Source organism: Limosilactobacillus reuteri, assembly GCF_020785355.1.
GTDB lineage: Bacteria > Bacillota > Bacilli > Lactobacillales > Lactobacillaceae > Limosilactobacillus > Limosilactobacillus reuteri_I.
The window spans coordinates 1-281 of the sequence record NZ_JAJGVH010000049.1 but is presented as its reverse complement, the minus strand read 5'-3'; the positions used below and the strand labels follow the sequence as shown (position 1 = coordinate 281).

At 41.3% G+C, this 281-nt stretch carries 1 pseudogene; it reads right to left on the bottom strand.

From position 1 onward, the window contains the following. A pseudogene (locus LMB56_RS10590) lies at positions 1 to 281 on the bottom strand (hypothetical protein); the annotation flags it as partial.

The window sequence follows — 281 nt, the reverse complement described above, 5'->3', positions numbered from 1 at the left end:
AGCGAGAGCTTGAGTAACTCAGTAAGCATGAGTGAAAGCTTAAGCAACTCCGTTTCAATGAGCGAAAGCTTAAGTAACTCAGTCTCAATGAGCGAGAGCTTAAGCAACTCAGTCTCAATGAGTGAAAGCTTAAGCAACTCGGTATCAATGAGCGAAAGCTTAAGTAACTCAGTCTCAATGAGTGAGAGTTTGAGTAACTCAGTAAGCATGAGTGAAAGCTTAAGCAACTCCGTTTCAATGAGTGAGAGTTTAAGTAACTCCGTTTCAATGAGCGAAAGCTT